This is a genomic window from Streptomyces corchorusii, assembly GCF_001514055.1.
Lineage (GTDB): Bacteria > Actinomycetota > Actinomycetes > Streptomycetales > Streptomycetaceae > Streptomyces > Streptomyces olivaceoviridis.
On the sequence record NZ_KQ948369.1, the window covers coordinates 31,403 to 45,749 of the forward strand.

The 14,347-nt window shown below is 73.1% G+C and carries 15 protein-coding genes; 9 read left to right on the top strand and 6 right to left on the bottom strand.

Going from position 1 to position 14,347, the window contains the following annotated elements; genetic code table 11:
* Complete coding sequence (locus AQJ11_RS36545) at positions 1-750, top strand: nucleotidyltransferase domain-containing protein (protein ID WP_014671821.1); 750 nt, start codon at positions 1-3, stop codon at positions 748-750.
* Here AQJ11_RS36545 and AQJ11_RS36550 read toward each other — a convergent pair.
* The gene (locus tag AQJ11_RS36550; protein WP_041665074.1) at positions 676-1,419 is read right to left on the bottom strand and encodes a nucleotidyltransferase domain-containing protein; all 744 of its coding nucleotides are present in this window, start codon (positions 1,417-1,419) and stop codon (positions 676-678) included. The two genes, AQJ11_RS36545 and AQJ11_RS36550, sit on opposite strands and share 75 nt — an antisense overlap.
* Before the next feature lie 22 nt (positions 1,420-1,441).
* The gene (locus AQJ11_RS36555) at positions 1,442-1,894 is read right to left on the bottom strand and encodes a Rieske (2Fe-2S) protein (protein WP_059266169.1); all 453 of its coding nucleotides are present in this window, start codon (positions 1,892-1,894) and stop codon (positions 1,442-1,444) included.
* A 147-nt stretch (positions 1,895-2,041) separates the two neighbouring features.
* On the opposite strand from AQJ11_RS36555, the gene aroH reads away from it, so the two are divergent.
* The 5 genes from aroH (at position 2,042) to der (ending at position 6,493) form a co-directional block, all read left to right on the top strand.
* On the top strand, positions 2,042-2,404 hold the full coding sequence (aroH, locus tag AQJ11_RS36560) for a chorismate mutase (RefSeq protein WP_014671819.1): 363 nt from the start codon (positions 2,042-2,044) through the stop codon (positions 2,402-2,404).
* Positions 2,401-3,486: a prephenate dehydrogenase gene (locus tag AQJ11_RS36565; protein WP_014671818.1), complete on the top strand. Its 1,086-nt coding sequence runs from the start codon at positions 2,401-2,403 to the stop codon at positions 3,484-3,486. Before aroH ends, AQJ11_RS36565 begins: the two co-directional genes overlap by 4 nt.
* A gap of 99 nt (positions 3,487-3,585) precedes the next feature.
* A complete protein-coding gene (gene cmk, locus AQJ11_RS36570; protein ID WP_014671817.1) occupies positions 3,586-4,281 on the top strand; it encodes a (d)CMP kinase in 696 nt (231 codons plus the stop codon).
* Between the two features lie 62 nt (positions 4,282-4,343).
* The gene (locus AQJ11_RS36575) at positions 4,344-4,946 is read left to right on the top strand and encodes a lysophospholipid acyltransferase family protein (protein ID WP_237281118.1); all 603 of its coding nucleotides are present in this window, start codon (positions 4,344-4,346) and stop codon (positions 4,944-4,946) included.
* A 65-nt stretch (positions 4,947-5,011) separates the two neighbouring features.
* A complete protein-coding gene (gene der, locus AQJ11_RS36580) occupies positions 5,012-6,493 on the top strand; it encodes a ribosome biogenesis GTPase Der (protein WP_059266170.1) in 1,482 nt (493 codons plus the stop codon).
* A gap of 63 nt (positions 6,494-6,556) precedes the next feature.
* On the opposite strand, the gene AQJ11_RS36585 is transcribed toward der, so the two are convergent.
* Together AQJ11_RS36585 and AQJ11_RS36590 are read right to left on the bottom strand one after the other, a co-directional pair.
* Positions 6,557-6,955 carry a hypothetical protein gene (locus tag AQJ11_RS36585; RefSeq protein WP_014671814.1) on the bottom strand — a complete coding sequence of 133 codons (399 nt, stop codon included), beginning with the start codon at positions 6,953-6,955 and terminating at the stop codon, positions 6,557-6,559.
* A 54-nt stretch (positions 6,956-7,009) separates the two neighbouring features.
* Positions 7,010-7,801 carry a hypothetical protein gene (locus AQJ11_RS36590; protein ID WP_014671813.1) on the bottom strand — a complete coding sequence of 264 codons (792 nt, stop codon included), beginning with the start codon at positions 7,799-7,801 and terminating at the stop codon, positions 7,010-7,012.
* Positions 7,802-8,344: 543 nt separating this feature from the next.
* On the opposite strand from AQJ11_RS36590, the gene AQJ11_RS36595 reads away from it, so the two are divergent.
* Positions 8,345-9,025, top strand: a complete 681-nt coding sequence (locus tag AQJ11_RS36595; RefSeq protein WP_014671812.1) for a LysM peptidoglycan-binding domain-containing protein — start codon at positions 8,345-8,347, stop codon at positions 9,023-9,025.
* A gap of 496 nt (positions 9,026-9,521) precedes the next feature.
* Positions 9,522-9,737, top strand: a complete 216-nt coding sequence (locus AQJ11_RS36600) for an I78 family peptidase inhibitor (RefSeq protein WP_014671811.1) — start codon at positions 9,522-9,524, stop codon at positions 9,735-9,737.
* A 110-nt stretch (positions 9,738-9,847) separates the two neighbouring features.
* Here AQJ11_RS36600 and AQJ11_RS36605 read toward each other — a convergent pair whose 3' ends face one another.
* Positions 9,848-10,873: a phosphatase PAP2 family protein gene (locus AQJ11_RS36605; protein ID WP_059266171.1), complete on the bottom strand. Its 1,026-nt coding sequence runs from the start codon at positions 10,871-10,873 to the stop codon at positions 9,848-9,850.
* 237 nt (positions 10,874-11,110) lie between these two features.
* A complete protein-coding gene (locus AQJ11_RS36610; RefSeq protein WP_059266172.1) occupies positions 11,111-12,334 on the bottom strand; it encodes a glycosyltransferase family 39 protein in 1,224 nt (407 codons plus the stop codon).
* A gap of 260 nt (positions 12,335-12,594) precedes the next feature.
* On the opposite strand from AQJ11_RS36610, the gene AQJ11_RS36615 reads away from it, so the two are divergent.
* A complete protein-coding gene (locus AQJ11_RS36615; protein WP_059266173.1) occupies positions 12,595-14,250 on the top strand; it encodes an MFS transporter in 1,656 nt (551 codons plus the stop codon).
* Positions 14,251-14,347 lie beyond the last annotated feature (97 nt).

Genomic DNA, 14,347 nt, shown 5'->3' on the forward strand with positions numbered 1-14,347 from the left:
ATGATCGACGACCTCGACATAGACCTGGCCCCGGTGGTCGCGGAACAGCCCGACCCCCTGCTGTTCGCCACCGTCTCGGGAGCCCACCTGTACGGCTTCCCCTCGCAGGACTCCGACGTGGACCTGCGGGGCGTCCACCTGCTCCCCGCCGCCGACCTCGTCGGGCTGCGCGAGCCGGAGGAGACCCGCTCGCGGACCTGGGTCCGGTACGGCGTCGAGCTGGACCTCGTCACCCACGACCTGCGCAAGTTCGCACGGCTGATGCTCCGCCGCAACGGCTATGTGCTGGAGCAGTTGCTCTCGCCCCTGGTCGTGCACACCTCCGAGGCCCACCGGGAGCTGGCCGCCCTCGCCCCCGGTGTCCTCACCAGCCACCACGCCCACCACTACCGGGGGTTCGCGGTGACCCAGTGGCGGCTGTTCGAGAAGACCGGCGAACTCAAGCCGCTGCTCTACACCTTCCGCGTGCTGCTCACCGGCATCCACCTCCTGCGCAGCGGCGAGGTCCAGGCCCACCTGCCCACGCTGCTGGACGAGGTCGGCGCTCCCGGCTACCTGCCGGAGCTGATCGCCGCCAAGCGGGACCGGGAGCACGGCAAGGCCGACGTCGACCACGCGCGCGTGGAGGCCGACGTGGAGCGGCTGCACACCGTGCTGGACGAGGCGCAGGCCGGCTCAGCCCTGCCCGACGCGGCCGGCGCCCAGGACGCCCTGCACGACCTGGTGGTCCGGCTCCGCCTGGAGGGCTGAGGCCCGGCGCACCCGGTACAGGAACGCGGCCACGCGCGCGTGGTCCGGCTCCGGCGGCAGCGGGCTGCCCCGCAGGGCCCGCTCGGCCTCGGCCGCCAGCCGGACCATCCACGCCTCCGCCTCCGCCCACGGCACCTCGCCGCGCTTCACCGCCAGCAGGCGCTCGCGCCGCTCACCGACGTCGATCACCAGCTCGCCGGTGCGCAGCAGGTCCCGGGCGCTCATCAGCAGGCGCAGCAGGTGCATCGCGTGCTTCCAGCGCGGGGCGCCCGTCGCGCGGATGTCGGCGTCGAGCTTCCGGCGCTGGCCGAGGGCGTAGCGCGTGAAGGTGTCGTACGCCTGCCGGGACAGGAAGGCGCCGCGCAGGGACAGCAGTTCCCGGCCCGTGTCGTCCACGTGCTCCACCAGCGGGGAGTGCAGGCACTCCAGGACGTTCGGGTTGCCGCGCAGCGCCAGCTCGCAGAACCGCTCCAGTTCCCAGGAGAACCGCTCCTCGCCCGGCCCCTCGACATGCGTCGGCGGCTTCTCGAACCGCCAGAACAGCGGGGTCGGGGCGAGGAACACCCCGCGCCGGTCGGTGTCGCTGGCGTCCGTGGCCAGGCCGAAGGCGCGGGAGCCCATGACACAGGCGTAGACCGTGTGGTCGCGGACGAGGTCGTGCGGCTGCATCCCCGGAGCGTACGCGGCACCCTCAGGCCAGGTGGATGGATTTACCGTCCACCTGGATCGACCGCTTGGGCAGCGGCCTGGTCGCGGGGCCGTGGGCCACCGAGCCGTCGTCGATGCGGAACCTGCTGCCGTGGCAGGGGCAGTCGATGGTGCCGTCCGCCACCGCGTTCACCGTGCAGCCCTGGTGCGTGCAGATCGCCGAGAAGGCCTTGAAGTCACCCTTCTTCGGCTGGGTGACCACCACCTTCTCCTGCTTGAACACCTTGCCGCCGCCCTCCGGGATGTCACTCGTCTTCGCCAGCGCCTTCCCGCCGGTGGCCGCCTCCTGCGCGGCCGGGGACGACGCCGACGCCGACGACGCCGACGGTGTCGACGTGGCCTCACCGCCGTTCTCGGCGCCGCACCCCACGCATCCCAGGGCGATCGCACCGGCGCCCGTGGCGAGAACTGTCCGCCGTGTCGCTGGCTGGGTCATGTCAGACCTCCGTACAGAAGTGCATATCGGTGGATACCGGAACTCTCGCATCGTCTCAGCGAGCGAGCGGCGCGCGCCCGTCCCGCGCGGGCTGACTACGCTGGACGGACCAAGAACGGAACACGCATGTCAGCGAGGAGCAGCACCGTGGCGGTACGAGCGGTCCGGGGGGCCGTCCAACTGGAGCGGGACGAGGCCGGTCACATGGAGGAGCGGGTCGGGGCCCTGCTCACCGCCGTCCTGGAGCGGAACGGGCTGACCGCCGACGACCTCATCAGCATCTGGTTCACGGCCACCCCCGACCTGCACAGCGACTTCCCGGCCGCCGCCGCCCGCAAGCACGGCATCGTGGACGTCCCCCTGATCTGCGCGCAGGAACTGGACGTCGAGGGCGCCATGCCCCGCGTCGTGCGCGTCCTCGCGCACATCGAGTCGGACAAGCCCCGCGCCGACATCGCCCACGTCTACCTCGGCGCCGCCGCGGCCCTGCGCAAGGACATCGCCCAGTGAGAACCGCACTCGTCATCGGAACCGGCCTCATCGGCACCTCCGCCGCCCTGGCCCTCACCCAGCGCGGCGTCACCGTCCACCTCGCCGACCACGACCCCGAGCAGGCCCGCACGGCCGCCGCCCTGGGCGCCGGCACCGACCAGGCCCCCGAGGGCCCGGTCGACCTGGCGATCGTGGCCGCCCCGCCCGCGAACGTGGCCCGGATCCTCGCCGACGCCATGCGCCGGGGCGCGGCCCGCGGCTACGTGGACGTCGCCAGCGTCAAGGGCGGCCCCCGCCGCGAGCTGGAGGCGCTCGGCCTGGACCTCACCGCGTACATCGGCACGCACCCCATGTCCGGCCGCGAGAAGTCCGGCCCGCTGGCCGCCACCGGCGACCTCTTCGAGGGCCGCCCCTGGGTGCTCACCCCGACCCGGGACACCGACACCGAGGTGCTCAACCTCGCCCTGGAACTGGTCTCGCACTGCCGGGCCGTACCGGTCGTCATGGACGCCGACGCCCACGACCGCGCGGTCGCCCTCGTCTCCCACATGCCCCACCTGGTGTCCAACATGGTCGCCGCGCGCCTGGAGCACGCCGAGGAGGCCGCCGTACGGCTGTGCGGGCAGGGCATCCGGGACGTGACCCGGATCGCCGCCTCCGAGCCGCGCATGTGGATCGACATCCTGTCCGCGAACCCGGGACCGGTCGCCGACCTGCTCTCCGACGTCGCCGCCGACCTGGACGAGACGGTCCGGGCGCTGCGCGCCCTGCAATCCTCCGACGAGGCCAAGCGCGGCGAGGGCATCGCCGGGATCGAGGACGTGCTGCGCCGCGGGAACGCGGGCCAGGTGCGGGTACCCGGCAAGCACGGCAGCGCCCCGCGCGCGTACGAGACCGTCGTCGTCCTCATCGACGACCAGCCCGGCCAGCTGGCCCGCATCTTCGCCGACGCGGGCCGGGCCGGGGTCAACATCGAGGACGTCCGGATCGAGCACGCGACCGGGCAGCAGGCCGGTCTGGTCCAGCTGAGCGTCGAACCGAAGGCGGTGCCGGTGCTGGAGCAGGCACTGCGCGAGCGGGGCTGGGCGCTGCGCCGGTAACACCCGGTGAGGGCGCCTCCCGCGAGCCAGTAACCTTGTGCGGGGCGCCCTCGCGTCCCGGACCCCGCTCACCACCCTTCACCAGGAAGGTGCCCTCCCGTGGAAAACGGCGCCGCCCCGACCGCCAAGCCCGTGATCGTCGCGATCGACGGTCCCTCCGGCACGGGCAAGTCGAGCACGTCGAAGGCCGTGGCCGCACAGCTCGGCCTCAGCTACCTGGACACCGGTGCCCAGTACCGGGCGATCACCTGGTGGATGGTGACCAACGGCATCGACCTGGAGGACCCGACCGCCATCGCGGCCGTCGCCGGCAAGCCCGAGATCGTCTCCGGCACCGACCCGGCCGCCCCGACCATCACGGTCGACGGCGTCGACGTGGCCGGCCCGATCCGCACCCAGGAGGTCACCTCCAAGGTCAGCGCGGTCAGCGCGGTGCCCGAGGTGCGCGCCCGGATCACCGAGTTGCAGCGCTCCCTGGCCGCCGGCGCGGACAAGGGCATCGTGGTCGAGGGCCGGGACATCGGTACGACCGTCCTGCCGGACGCCGACCTGAAGATCTTCCTCACCGCCTCCCCGGAGGCCCGCGCGGCCCGCCGCAGCGGCGAGCTGAAGGGCGCCGACGTCCACGCCACCCGCGAGGCCCTGATCAAGCGGGACGCGGCCGACTCCAGCCGCAAGACCTCGCCGCTCGCCAAGGCCGACGACGCGGTCGAGGTGGACACCACCGAGCTCACCCTCGCCCAGGTCATCGAGTGCGTCGTCACCCTGGTCGAGGAGAAGCGGGCCGGGAAGTGAGCCGTCCGCCGGTCGCGTCGGAGCGGGGCGCCGAGATCGGGCGGCGCATCGGCGTCGGCCTGATGTACGGGCTGTGGCGGCCACGCGTGCTCGGCGCCTGGAAGGTGCCGGCCACCGGCCCGGTGATCCTCGCGGTGAACCACTCCCACAACATCGACGGCCCGATGGTCATGGGCGTGGCACCCCGGCCGACGCACTTCCTGATCAAGAAGGAAGCCTTCACCGGCCCGCTGGACCCCTTCCTGACCGGCATCGGCCAGCTCAAGGTGGACCGCGCCGCCGCCGACCGCACCGCGATCGGCCAGGCCCTCGGTGTGCTGGCGGCCGGGGGAGTACTGGGCATCTTCCCGGAGGGCACCCGGGGCGAGGGCGACTTCGCCTCGCTGCGCGCCGGGCTGGCCTACTTCGCGGTCCGCAGCGGGGCGCCGATCGTCCCCGTGGCCGTCCTGGGAAGCGCGGAGCGGCCCGGCCGGTTGATAAAGGCGCTGCCGCCGCTGCGCTCCCGCGTCGACGTCGTCTTCGGCGACCCGTTCGAGGCGGGCGACGGCAGCGGGCGGCGTACCCGCAAGGCGCTGGACGAGGCGACCGAGCGCATCCGGAAGCAGCTCACCAGCCACCTGGAAAACGCCAGGCGCCTGACCGGGCGCCGGGCGACACTTGAGTAGTGGATCAGCCCCCGCGGGGGCTCGTTCCACCGATCACCACGAATGAACGACGAGGTACGGACTTCATGAACGACGACATCCAGCCCGACGGCTCGGCCGAGCACGAGTACGAGCACGGGGCTCTCGGCGACGCCGAGTACGCGGAGTTCATGGAGCTCGCCGCGGAAGAGGGCTTCGACATCGAGGACGTCGAGGGCGCCATCGAGGCGGCGGGCCACGGCCCGCTGCCCGTGCTCGCCGTCGTCGGCCGCCCCAATGTCGGCAAGTCGACACTGGTGAACCGGATGATCGGCCGCCGTGAGGCGGTCGTGGAGGACCGGCCGGGCGTCACCCGCGACCGCGTCACCTACGAGGCCGAATGGGCCGGCCGCCGCTTCAAGGTCGTCGACACCGGCGGCTGGGAGCAGGACGTCCTCGGCATCGACGCCTCCGTGGCCGCCCAGGCCGAGTACGCGATCGAGGCGGCCGACGCGGTGGTCTTCGTGGTCGACGCCAAGGTCGGCGCGACCGACACCGACGAGGCGGTCGTCCGGCTGCTGCGCAAGGCCGGCAAGCCGGTCGTGCTGTGCGCCAACAAGGTCGACGGCCCGAGCGGCGAGGCCGACGCGGCCTACCTGTGGAACCTGGGTCTCGGCGAGCCCCACCCGGTCTCGGCCCTGCACGGCCGCGGCACGGGCGACATGCTCGACGCCGTCCTGGAGGTCCTGCCGGACGCCCCCGAGCAGTCCTTCGGCACCGCGATCGGCGGCCCCCGCCGCGTGGCCCTGATCGGCCGCCCGAACGTCGGCAAGTCCTCGCTGCTGAACAAGGTGGCCGGCGAGGAGCGCGTCGTCGTCAACGAGCTGGCGGGCACCACCCGCGACCCGGTGGACGAGATCATCGAACTCGGCGGCAAGACGTGGAAGTTCGTGGACACCGCCGGTATCCGCAAGCGTGTCCACCTCCAGCAGGGCGCCGACTACTACGCCTCGCTGCGCACGGCCGCCGCCGTGGAGAAGGCCGAGGTCGCCGTCGTGCTGATCGACGCCTCCGAGTCCATCTCCGTGCAGGACCAGCGGATCATCAGCATGGCCGTCGAGGCGGGCCGCGCGATGGTCATCGCCTTCAACAAGTGGGACACGCTGGACGAGGAGCGCCGCTACTACCTGGAGCGGGAGATCGAGACCGAGCTGGGCCAGGTCGCCTGGGCGCCCCGGGTCAACGTCTCGGCGCGCACCGGCCGGCACATGGAGAAGCTGGTCCCGGCGATCGAGACGGCGCTGGCCGGCTGGGAGACGCGCGTCCCCACGGGCCGGCTGAACGCCTTCCTCGGCGAGCTGGTCGCGGCCCACCCGCACCCCGTCCGGGGCGGCAAGCAGCCGCGCATCCTGTTCGGCACCCAGGCCGGCACCAAGCCCCCGCGGTTCGTGCTCTTCGCCTCCGGCTTCATCGAGGCGGGCTACCGGCGCTTCATCGAGCGCCGCCTGCGCGAGGAGTTCGGCTTCGAGGGCACCCCGATCCACATCTCGGTGCGGGTGCGCGAGAAGCGCGGCGCGAAGAAGAAGTAACGGCGCTACGACGAGGAGGGCGGCCCCGGAGCTCCGGGGCCGCCCTCCTCGTCCGTGTGCCCGTCACGCACTCCGGCGCGGCCCCGGCGGCAGGGCGGCCGCGGCCGGCACGTGCTGCATCCCCGTCTCGTGCTGCCGGCCCAGCGTGCCGACCCGCTGCCACTGCGACTGCTGCCGGGCGCTGTAGGCCCCCGCGCTGTAGGCGCTGTAGGAGCTGCTGAACGACCCCGCCCGGTGCCCGCCGTACGTGCCCGTGCCGTCCGGGAAGTCCCCGAAGGCGCTGAACCCCAGCTCCTCCTCACCGCTGCGGTCCCCCGGCAGTGTGCGGAAGGTCCTGACCCACTCCGCGTAGAGCGAGTCGTAGATCGGCGTGGCCGAGGACCCGCCGGACGGCTCGTGCGCCGCCCGGGCGGACGGCACGGAGGAGAAGGACCGGCGGGGAGGAGTGTCGTATGCGTGCACGTATGTCCAAACGACCGTAACCGGAAAGAGATGCGGCCGGACGGCTCACCGGGCTCAGGTGCCCGCGAGGGGAAGCGCCGCGGCGACCAGCCTGCCGCCCGCGGCGGCCTTGTCCAGCGCGTCCCGCAGCAGGTCCTCCCGGGGCTGACGCCCGATGGACCCGACCGGCGCGGCGAACATCAGCACCTGCTGGTGCTTGTTCGCGGCGGCCCGCCAGCTGTCGGTCACCTGGAGCGGCTGGTGCGCCTGCCACCAGGCCACCGGCTGCCCGCCGGCCGCCGACGGCTGGAGCACCGCGTGCAGCTGGCCCACGGCCAGCAGCACCGACCAGCCGTGCAGCACCGGAGGGACGGACGCCAGCTCGGCCACCGGCATGAAACCCTGCTCGATGAGCAGCGGCAGGAAGTCGTCGCCCGTCCCGGTGGTGCCCGGACGGACGATCGGCGAGGTCGGCTCGACGACGAGCGCGGGGTGCAGTTCCCCGTCGACCAGGACGAGTCCGCTGGTCACGCCGAGCACCGCCTGCTCGGGCACGGAGGTGCGCGGCTCACCGCCGGCCGGGTCGCCGCCGACGGCGCCGATGGAGCGGACGGCGCCCTGGAGCTGTTCCTCCGTCACCTGGACGACCTGCGAGGGCAGACAGCTGGCGTGGGCGAAGGCGAGGACGGCGGTCTCGTCGCCGACGAACAGAACGGTGCTGGTGCGCTCCTGCTCGGAGTCGCCCGGGGTGCGACAGGACGTGCAGTCGTAACTGCCCGGGGCGTTCTCTCCGGCGAGCAGCCGGTCGGCTTCTTCGTCGCCGATCTCGGCGCGTACGGCGTCGCTGACGTCGAGCATGCGCGGCACGGGTGGCTCCCTCGGGATGCGGTGCTGGGTCGGCCGGGTGGCTCCCGGCCGATGAGCCCCGGGGTTCCGGGCTCATGAAGAAGACAACGGGTGTCCTGTGGTGGTGGTCACGCCCCGGGGACGACTGGTTCGCACCTTCCCCGGTACACGGTCACCTGCCGTGAGGAATCGAACACTCACTGTCAACTCCATTCGCGGTCAAGGAACTTGACGGGGTGAAGTGGGTCACAGGGAGCGTCGGCTGATGGTCGACAAATCAGGAAATCAACGCATGTAGTGGGTGGCCGAAAATCGCCGATACCCGGGGTAACACGCAAGTGGCCTGGAACGACGGCGAGTTGGTTGATTCCCGGCGCTCACCCTCCTTACATTCCTCCGCCGTGTGCAACGAGCACCGCTCGGGTACGTCCGCCGACCGGCACCAGGCAGCGCAGGATCGCCGACACCGGTCACGGCGGGCGGGGCGGGCGCGAGGAACCGCGGTCCTACGCGGTGAGCCGCGCTCCGCCTTGGGGGAGCCCGGGTTCGTGGAGAGGGAACTACATGTCCGAGTGTGCCGATACCACCCGCAACACCGCCCGTCCCGACGGCGCCCGCAAGGGCCGTACGACCGCCGCGCTCGCCGGAGCCGCCCTGCTGGCCCCGCTGGGGCTGCTGGCCGCGACCGGCAACGCCGCCGCGGCGGACAACGGGGTGTGGGACCGCATCGCCCAGTGCGAGAGCGGCGGCAACTGGCACATCAACACCGGCAACGGCTACTACGGCGGGCTCCAGTTCTCCGCCGGCACCTGGCGCGCGTACGGCGGCACCGCCTACGCCCCGACGGCCGACCAGGCCTCCAGAAGCGCGCAGATCGCCGTCGCCACCAGGGTCCAGCAGGCCCAGGGCTGGGGCGCCTGGCCGGTCTGCTCGGGCCGGGCCGGAGCCTTCGGCGCCGCCCCGGCGGCGGCCCGCACCGGCTCCTCCGGTACGGCGAACCGCACCAGCGGCGCGACGACGAAGTCCGCCCCCACCCGGTCCACCCCGGCGCAGGCGCCGGAACGCCCCGCGGCCACCACCCACCGCGGTGCCCCGCACGGTGACTACACCGTCCGCCAGGGCGACACCCTGAGCACCATCGCGGCCCGGCACGGCACCACCTGGCAGCGGATCTACGCCGCCAACAAGGCCGTCATCGGCGACGACCCGAACCTGATCGTGCCCGGGCAGCGCCTCGCGCTCTGAGCCCGCTCCGCACAGCCGCTGTCCCGCCCCGGACAGCGGCTGTCCGCGTCCCCGGGCGGACTCGGGCCCGTGGGGGAGACCTCGGCACGCGCACCCGCGAGCCGCCGTCCCGGGACTCGCCGGGCGTGCGCTCCGGCAGGGGGAGTCCGGCGGTTGTGTGCTGAATCCGTGAATTTCCTACGTGGCGTCAGCCGCCGCCGGGCCGCTGCGGATTGCGCGGACAATCGCGGCCCCGGGCCCGCCCCGATCCCCACTGCGGGACTTTCCGCCGGGTAATTCGGAGCGGCCTTCCGACACACGTGAATTCTGTTCGATTACCCCGGTAGGCCGAACGGAAACCCCCGTTCGTGTGACACTCGCCGTGGCAGACGATGATGTGACCGCGGCCGAAACGGGATCGCGGTGGCTGTGACAGAAGTGTGACGGGAACCGGATACGGCTCTTACCCGTCTGTGCCCGGCTTCCGTCACCGCCCGTCGCGGCCTAGCGTGGCCGCATGGCACCGATTCCCACTCCGTCAGCGGAGCCCCAGGACAGCCCGGACGGGTACGTCGGCCTCGACGCGGCGCACGCCGAACGGCTCGCGCGGCAGCGCGGCTGGTCGACGGTGCGGTCGCTGCCGCCGGGCGCGATCATCACCATGGAGTACCGGGCCGGACGGCTGAACTTCGAGGTACGGGACGGCCGGGTGGCCCGCGCCTGGAAGGGCTGACCGCCCGTTCCCCGGGTGGATGCGCGAAAGGCCCCGCTCCGGGCAGGAGCGGGGCCTTCGTCGTGGCGTGGGGCGGTGGTGCGTACCGGACCCCGTGCCGGCGTCGGCCCTCAGCCGCCGGTCAGCGGCCGGGCCGGCTGGGACGCGCCGCGCGGGAGGCGGTCGGCGTGCGGCGGGCGGCGACTGCCCGCCGGGGTGACCGGGGTGCGTTCCGAGCGGGCCGTGTGCGGTCCGGGCGCGAGGTGCGCCAGGCCCCGGGAGGACCGGGTGGAGGCCACCGGCTCGCGGGCCGGCGCCGGCTGCTCGGCCGGCAGGCCGCGCGGCGTGAGCAGCACCGGCGTGACCGGCACGGCCGGTTCGGGCGCGGGCAGGCCGCGGCGGGCGCGCAGGCGGTCGCGCAGGTCGAACAGCCCCAGCTCGGCCTTGGCGATCAGCGGCTCGAACCAGGGCAGCGCGAGCAGGATCAGCAGACCGGCGGCCCAGCCCAGCAGCACGTCGCTCAGCCAGTGCGTACCGAGGTAGACGGTGGTGAGGCCGACGCCGAGCGAGGTGACCGCGGAGAGGGCCGACAGCCAGCGGCGCGCCGTCGGGGTGGAGGCCAGATACGCCAGGATTCCCCAGGTCACCACCGCGTTGGCGGTGTGGCCGCTGGGGAATATATCGCCGCCCAGGCCCATCTCGTTCGAGCCGATCGCGGTCGCGTAGTGCGGACCGAGCCGCCCCATGCCGAGCTTGGCGGCGCCGACCGTGATGTTCAGCAGGAGCAGCGAGGTGGCCAGGGTGAGCAGCGGGCGGAGGGTGTGCTGCCGCCAGGAGCGCCAGCCGAGCCAGGCCGCGACCATCACGGCGGTGGGGCCGCGCTGGCCCAGCACCACGTAGTAGTCGAGGAACGCGTGGATCTCGGGCCACTGCTGGTACGGCCGGAAGAACATGACCTGCCAGTCCAGCCGGACCAGCCAGGAGGTCGTCACCACGGCCCACACGATCGCCAGGTAGAAAGCCAGGGTCGCGGAGAACAGAACGACCCGGTGCCGGCTCATCCTCGGCACATCGATGTGGGCCGGTCGTTCCGGCTCACGGTCCAGCCTGGCGAACACCCGGTCCAGACGCCGGGTGAGGTTTCGTTCGGTACGCACCCAATCGACGTTACAGCGAGTGAGCGGTGTTCCCGGTCGAAACAGCGTCTTTGTGATGACGATGTGATGTGGGAAACCTCTCAAGGACGGGCCGAATTCCCGGGATTCCGCAATCCTGTGAGTCCGATCGGGCCAATTCCTTTGATCATGCCGGGTGTTGTTTATGCGGCGCTTATGAATGTGTTAACCCGGTCCTGGCGCGGAATTCTCCGGGGCGTCATCGGGCGGCCCGGCCGGTCACGGTGGGCCGGAACCGTTCAGCCAGAACGCCCCGTAGAACGCCGCGGCGACCGCCAACCCCGCCGTGAGCAGGGCCGATCGGGGTACACGCGGCCGGGCCAGGGCGCGGGCCAGCGGCAGCAGCAGCGGGAACGCGGGCATCAGCAGCCGCGGCTTGGAGCCGAAGTAGCTCGACGCGCACAGGGCGAGGACGAGCACGACGCCCGTGTAGACCAGCAGTTCGACCGGCTGGCGCGCGCGGACCCCGCTGACGTACAGCCAGATCAGCAGGGCCACCCCGGCGATCAGGCCGAGGCCGGCGAGAGCGGACGGAAATGACGTGAACTTGTCGGCCACGAAGCGGGCGAAGGCGTAGCCGCCGTCGAACCCGTTGCGCCATCCGGCTTGCACGTCCAGGTAGCCGAGCGGGCCCCCGCCGGTGCGGTGGCCGACCCAGAGGACGTAGCCGGCGGCCCCGAGCGGAGCGAGCAGCATGCCGAGCGCGCGCCGCCGACCGGGGGCGTACGGGGTGCCGGACGCGCCGGGAGCGGGCGCGGGCGCGTGTCCGTCATGGTGCGCGCCCGGCGTGTGCTGCGCGCCGCGCTCTCGCCCGAACGAGACCACGCCCGCCACCCACACCGCCGCGGCCACCGCCACCCCCACCGGCCGGGTCAGCCCGGCCAGGGCCGCCAGGACACCCGCGCCCACCCACCGCCCGGTCAGCACCGCGTACAGCGACCAGGCCGCCAGCGCGGTGAACAGCGACTCGCTGTACGCCATCGACTGCACGATCCCGACCGGCAGCACCGCCCACAGCAGCACCGCGCACACCCCGGTCCGGGGGCCGTACACCCGGTCCGCGACCGCGAAGATCCCGGCCGCGGCGGCGAGCGAGGCCACCAGGCTCACCACGAACCCGGCGCCCGCGTACGACAGCGGGGTGAGGGCGTGCAGCAGCCGCTCCAGCCAGGGCAGCAACGGGAAGAAGGCCAGGTTGGAGTGGACGTCCCCGTTCGGCAGCCGCACCTCGTAGCCGTACCCCAGTTCGGCGACCCGCGTGTACCAGAGCGAGTCCCAGCGCGCGGTCAGCAAGGTGAACGCGCTCTTGCCGCGCGCGGCGCTCCACACCGCCAGCACCGCCAGCCCCAGGGCGCGGACGGCCGCGTAGCCCAGGAGGGCCGGGGCCGCCCGGCGGAGAAGAGGGGCGTGGGGCGGGGCCACGCGCGTCGCGAGATCGGTCACGGGCTCGATTATCGACCGCGCGCTCCACCGGACCTCTCGGCGGGTCAGGGTCAAGAGCGGGGGACGTGGCGTACGCCACACGGGTTCCCTCCGGTGGGTGAGAGGTCCGCCACGTGACCGCGCGGCGGACTCGCGTACGCTGACGAGTCACCCGCGTGGGTTCGCGCGGGCCGGAGACACCGCTCCGCTCCGGCCGTACGACAGGGGGTCCCCGCCCCGTCGGTCCGCCCCACACGAGGGATCATCTGGGAGGTACGTACATGTCCGGGACGACCACGGCCGCCGTCCGGCCGCGCCGTCGGGCCCCCGGGGCAGGTGCCAACCGCTGGGTCGTCCTCGTCGTGCTCTGCGTCAGCCTGCTGCTCGTCGCGCTCGACGCGACCGTGCTGCACGTGGCGGTCCCCGCCGTCACCGAGGACCTCAAGCCCGGCGCCATCGAACTGCTCTGGATCGTCGACGTCTACCCGCTGGTCTGCGCCTCGCTGCTCATCCTCTTCGGCACCCTCGGCGACCGGGTCGGCCGCAGACGCGTGCTGCTGCTCGGCTACGCCCTCTTCGGGGTCGCCTCCGCCGTGGCCGCGTTCGCGCCGACCGCCGAGACGCTCATCGCCGCCCGCGCGCTGCTCGGTGTCGGCGGCGCCATGATCATGCCGGCCACCCTGTCGATCCTGCGCCAGGTCTTCCCCGACCGGCGCGAGCGCGCCCTCGCCATCGGCGTCTGGAGCGCGGTCGCGGCGGTCGGCGCGGCGGTCGGACCGCTGCTCGGCGGCTTCCTGCTGGAGCACTTCTGGTGGGGCGCGGTCTTCCTGGTCAACATCCCGCTGATGCTGGTGAGCCTGCCGGTGGGACGGATGCTGCTGCCCGAGTCCCGGGGCGACCGCGAGGGCCCCTGGGACGTGACCGGCGCGCTGATGGCGGCGGCCGGGCTGTTCGGCGTGGTCTTCGGCGTGAAGCGGCTCGGGGGCGGGGAGGCGGTCGCGAGCCCCCTCACCGTGCTGCCGCTGCTGACCGGCGCCGCCCTCCTCCTCTTCTTCGTACGGCGCCAGCGGCGGCTCCCGCATCCGCTGGTGGACCTGCGGATGTTCCGCCGGCCCGCGTTCAGCACCTCGGTGGGCTGCATCGTGCTGGCCATGCTCGCGCTGGTCGGCCTGGAGCTGATCGCCGCCCAGTACCTGCAACTGGTGCTCGGCCTGTCCCCCTTGCAGACCGGCCTGAGGCTGCTGCCCCTCACCCTCGCCGCGATGGCGGCCGGCCTCGCGGGCGCGCGCATGCTGCGCCGCTTCGGACCCCGCCGCATGGTGTGCTTCGGCTTCTGCCTGACGGCGGCGGCGGTGCTGACGCTGACGGGCATGGGCGGCACCGACGACCCGACGCTGCTGCTGGCCGGCTTCGTGCTGCTGGGCTTCGGCCTGGAGACCACGCTCTTCGGGGCCTACGAGTCGATGCTCAGCGAGGCCCCGGCCGACCAGGCCGGCGGCGCGGCGGCGATCGGCGAGACGTCGTACCAGCTCGGGGCCGGTATCGGCATCGCGCTGCTGGGCAGCGTGATGAACGCGGCCTACGCGCCGGGCGCGCGGTCGGTGCCGGGCGTGCCGCGGTCCGCCTCGGACGCGGCGGGCCACTCGCTCGGCGAGGCCTATGAGGTCGCCGGACGGCTCGGCGGTCCGGCCGGGGCCGCGCTGCGCCGTGCCGCGCGGGATTCCTTCGTGCACGGGCTGCATGTGACGCTCCTGGTGAGCGCGGGTCTGTTGCTGCTGGGCGTGGTGATGGCGCTGCGGCTGCCGTGGCTCATGCAGTGCGATGAGGAGTCGGCGACCGGGGAGCCGACGGGCGGCGAACCGGTGGGCGGCGAGCCCGCGCTGCCGTCGCCGCGCGAGGCGGAGGCGGCGGCCGGGAAGCCGCGGGTCACCGCCTGACCTCCTCTGGACGTGCGGGACACTGCACCGTAACGTCGGCCGGAGAGCCGTAACTAGCGTTGCTAGTTTTGCCGACGTCCCGTGTGGCGTCCCGTGT